At 33.5% G+C, this 3,959-nt stretch carries 6 protein-coding genes; 1 reads left to right on the forward strand and 5 read right to left on the reverse strand.

Annotated features, from left to right (window positions below):
• Window positions 1-143: 143 nt before the first annotated feature.
• From Q0C58_RS00545 to Q0C58_RS00565, 5 genes are all read right to left on the reverse strand, one after another.
• Window positions 144-407: a hypothetical protein gene (locus tag Q0C58_RS00545; RefSeq protein WP_290696312.1), complete on the reverse strand. Its 264-nt coding sequence runs from the start codon at window positions 405-407 to the stop codon at window positions 144-146.
• Between the two features lie 27 nt (window positions 408-434).
• The gene (locus tag Q0C58_RS00550) at window positions 435-737 is read right to left on the reverse strand and encodes a hypothetical protein (RefSeq protein WP_290696313.1); all 303 of its coding nucleotides are present in this window, start codon (window positions 735-737) and stop codon (window positions 435-437) included.
• Window positions 738-908: 171 nt separating this feature from the next.
• Window positions 909-1,397 (reverse strand): hypothetical protein, encoded by a 489-nt coding sequence (locus Q0C58_RS00555; RefSeq protein ID WP_290696315.1) that lies wholly within the window; start codon window positions 1,395-1,397, stop codon window positions 909-911.
• A 223-nt stretch (window positions 1,398-1,620) separates the two neighbouring features.
• Window positions 1,621-2,004: a hypothetical protein gene (locus tag Q0C58_RS00560; protein WP_290696316.1), complete on the reverse strand. Its 384-nt coding sequence runs from the start codon at window positions 2,002-2,004 to the stop codon at window positions 1,621-1,623.
• A gap of 347 nt (window positions 2,005-2,351) precedes the next feature.
• On the reverse strand, window positions 2,352-2,903 hold the full coding sequence (locus Q0C58_RS00565; RefSeq protein ID WP_290696318.1) for a hypothetical protein: 552 nt from the start codon (window positions 2,901-2,903) through the stop codon (window positions 2,352-2,354).
• Window positions 2,904-3,021: 118 nt separating this feature from the next.
• Here Q0C58_RS00565 and Q0C58_RS00570 point away from each other — a divergent pair, with 118 nt between their 5' ends.
• Window positions 3,022-3,852 (forward strand): tyrosine-type recombinase/integrase, encoded by an 831-nt coding sequence (locus Q0C58_RS00570; protein ID WP_290696320.1) that lies wholly within the window; start codon window positions 3,022-3,024, stop codon window positions 3,850-3,852.
• Window positions 3,853-3,959: the final 107 nt, after the last annotated feature.

The raw sequence follows: 3,959 nt of genomic DNA on the forward strand, positions 1-3,959 counted from the left end.
TGCTAACGGTATTGTGTATGGGAAGTCGCGTTTGTTATATCCTTAGATTTTCCGCAGGAAAATCATAATAAAAAGAAGCAACTCACTATGTTTCATAGCACTAATTTAAGCGATTTTTTCATACACGGTGTTAGCAAACGTTTTCATTTTCGCTTTCTAATTTCATCGATTAATTTCCGAATATCTTGTTTGGCATTTGCAATAAATATAATGTCTTCTTTTGTTCCTCCATACAGCTCAATATCTTTTCCTCGGTCAGCATTTTTATAATCGTCACTATTATTTACGTTCGTCATTATAAAATCCGAACCTGATTCGTGAGTGATTCCCTCAACCATTGGAATCCACTTTCCTTTTGTTGAGTTCTTCAATCTTTTTTCTATTTCATTCAATTCGGATTCAGTCACTTTTAATTCATTTATGATTTTAAATATCTATTCTTCTTCGTCAATTAAAGGATAACTATAAATTGATATTACTTCATTGTCAATTTCCGCTTGGTCAAAATACTTTGAATGAGAATCGTCAGTATCGTTTTCATAAAACTCTCTAGTAATAAATTCCAAATTATCTAACGAAATTATATTCCAGCCAGATTCATCAATCATTTTTTCCGCGACATTTTTTGCTTGTTCAATATCAGAATAATTTATCCAACAATTTATATAAGCCCCAGCAGCATCATTGTCAAGTTTCGGTACTTTTTTCGGTTTAGCTGTGTATTGTATATAAATCATATAATTTACTTACTGCGTTTTTTCAATGTTTGCTAACGGTATTGTGTATGGAAAGTCGCGTTTCTTGTATCCTTAGATTTTCCGCAGGAAAATCATAATAAAAATAGGCAACAGACTTTGTTTTAAGCCTTATTTAAGCGATTTTATATACACGGTGTTGTGCACAGGTTTTTATTCATATTGTTTTCGAAAGTAGGTTTTATATTTATCACTTTTTACTTCTCTTATTTTTTCAACTTTTCCTTCTTCTGTAATTCGGTAAATCTTATTCCTTTTCCAAAACATTTTTTCAGGTGGTTTAAGTCTATTCTGACCTCCACTTGAAAGCAAGTAGCTTAAATGTTCTATTTTTTCTATTCGGTTTGATTCTCGGTCAGACGAAATAACCAAAGAATCACGAATTATTTTACTTTCTGAATCACGAATTTGCAGAGTGTCCATTACAAATTCAGTTGTCAGATATATTGTGTCTTTTTTTACTTTCCATTTTCCAATTGTCCAGCTCGATGCAAGGTCAAATTTGTAATTATGAACAAAAGTTGAGTCCGATTTCAATTCAATACTTTCCGAAAATCGGTCATTATAAATTCCGACATATTTGTCTTGTCCAAAAGTCAAACTGGATATCAGTAAAATCAGGATTAATTCGGTTAGTCTCATTTTTGGTCAACTTGTGCACAACGGTCTTGTATATGGGCAGTGTGGGCGAGAATGGCTGTTGCCATTCGGTTGAGCCACAAGCCGATTTTTACAAATTCCGCTTTTTATTTTTTGTTTGTATCAAAAGTCGGATTTGTAAAATTCGGCGACTTCCAAATATACCCAAACTTTTGGTTAAGCGACAACTCCCGCATTGCCTATATACGTTGTTGCCACACGTTTTTTATTCAGTTGCATTCCTCATTATTTGTTCCGCCAAATTGAGTAAAAAATCAGTCGTCCAATTTTTATTATAACCAAAGGCTTTATCGGTATCTTTTGGAACTCCTAATTCGGCTAAAATTCCCGGAATAATACTCCGAACTTTTTCTGCAACTTTTATTCCGTCAACATAATAAAATTCTGTCACTTTTTTTGCGTCATATTTTTTAAATCCGTCACTAATCTCCGTAAACCTTATTAGTTGTAGAGTTCCTTTTTCAAAATAATATTCCGTTTGCAGTTTCAGTTTGCTACTAGGAAATTTACTTTCCGCTTGTATTTTGTTTTTATATCGTTTTGTTTTAACAAGAATACTGTCTAAATCAAATTTGTTTTTAGAAATCATTTTCTCTAAATCGTTGTCCGCATAGTACGATTTTAATTCAATATTTCGCAAAGACAGACTATCCGCTTGGGAAAATCCAACCGTAATGTTTAATGATAGTAATATGAAGATTATTGTTATTCTCAATTTTTTCTCAAATGTGTGGCAACGGTCTAGTATAAGAAAAGTAGGGCAGTTGTAAGCGATACTTTTCGGATTAAACTAAAGCCGAATTTTTATATTTTGTTAATTATCTTTTCTCTTTTTAATTATACCAAATTTAAAAATTTGGCGACTTCGAAAATACTCCCAAGTCATTGAATTAAGCAACTAATTGCCCTATTATTTTTATACGGTGTTGCCCATAGTTATTTTCCGCTCTGCATTTCAAGTATTGATTTTTTTCGTTCACGTTTAATTTTGCGCAATTCTTTTTTCGAGCTGTAATTCAGCATTGGTGTCCAATCAATTCGGTCATCACTTGCTAACCATTCATTATATTTTTCTCTGAATTCAGGCATTCCTTGGGCTACGATTGCAGGAAGATAATATTCGACCAAATTTGGGTTTTTATCGCAAAAAGTCAGAATACAGTTTTGCATTCCAGTTAATGTAAAATAGGGCATACCCTCAATTCGGTCAGCCAATATTATTGCGAGTTCACCTTTTTTTAGAATTCGTTCGTGACATTCCGACTTTATTTTTGTCAGAGTTTGGTCAGTAAAAAATTCCGCAAGAGTTGGTAAAATCCGCCAACCATATTTAATTAGTTTTTCAGCTTGTTCTGTTTTCGTTATTTCTTTAGAGTTCTCAATTTTAGAAATTCCGTCCAAAAGATTTTCAATTTCAGATTTCGATTGTGAAAAACCAAAATTTGATATTAAAATTCCAATTATTAATGTCAGACGGATTTTTTTCATAATTATGGGCAACTAGTGTATATAAGTACTTTATTAAAAAGTAACGTTTATAGTACTCAAAGATAAGTATATAAGTACTTTTTTGCTAATTTAGCACAATGATCAATATGTAGCGTATATGAGTACTTTTGATGAATTTGCAACGCTTTTAAAAATAAAAAGATATGCACCTAATACAATCCAGACCTATATAGGGCTTTTAGTAAGTTTTCAGAAATACCTGGGTGATAGTTTACCACTACATAGACTAGAGCAACATCACTTAAAACAAAAAGTAATACAGCTAATCCAGGATAGAAACTATGCGTATGCAACGCAAAAGCAGTTAACCAGTGCTATAAAATTGTATTTGGAGTTAGCGCATTATAAGTACGTTTCTTTTGATCGTATCGCTCCTAGAAAACCACAACGCATCTTACCAGATATCCTATCACAACAAGAAGTAAATAGGATGTTTGAGCGCACTCAAAACCTTAAGCATCGAGCCATGCTCATGACCACATATGCATTAGGTTTGCGTAGTGGCGAGCTTACAGCATTGCATATTGTTAATCTGGATGGAGATCGTAATATGATATTTATAAAAGCTGCAAAGGGTAAGAAAGACCGTAATTTGCCCTTTCCAGATAAGCTTAAAAAAACACTCCGTTTGTATTATAAAGAATATAAGCCTACCAACTATTTGTTTGAAGGGCGCCATGGCAAGCAATACACAACAACGAGTTTGCGCAAAGTGTTTAGTACAGCTGTGCAAAGAGCAGGAATTACTAAAAAAGTGAGCTTACATAGTTTGAGACACGCCTATGCTACCCACTTACTGGAAGCCGGTACAGATATAAGAGTAATTCAAAAAATGTTAGGGCATAACTCCATTAAAACTACGATGCTGTATACACATGTTGCACAAACCGAAATGAATAATGTACCAAGCCCACTCGATTTTCTATAAGAAGCCTGCAACGGCAAGCTGTATATGACCGGCTTGACGGAGCCTCAATAGCCGTTATTACTGTGCCTCATTACAATAGCGAAGTTGTATTATTTTTACAAACGCCC

It is taken from the genome of Lacinutrix sp. (genome assembly GCF_023299985.1).
Classification (GTDB): Bacteria; Bacteroidota; Bacteroidia; order Flavobacteriales; family Flavobacteriaceae; genus Lacinutrix.

Coding starts and splice junctions, on each gene's coding strand:
- Q0C58_RS00565 (WP_290696318.1), bottom strand. CDS start 2,903: ATGAAAAAAATCCGTCTGACATTAATAATTGGAATTTTAATATCAAAT.
- Q0C58_RS00550 (WP_290696313.1), bottom strand. CDS start 737: ATGATTTATATACAATACACAGCTAAACCGAAAAAAGTACCGAAACTT.
- Q0C58_RS00570 (WP_290696320.1), top strand. CDS start 3,022: ATGAGTACTTTTGATGAATTTGCAACGCTTTTAAAAATAAAAAGATAT.
- Q0C58_RS00555 (WP_290696315.1), bottom strand. CDS start 1,397: ATGAGACTAACCGAATTAATCCTGATTTTACTGATATCCAGTTTGACT.
- Q0C58_RS00560 (WP_290696316.1), bottom strand. CDS start 2,004: ATGATTTCTAAAAACAAATTTGATTTAGACAGTATTCTTGTTAAAACA.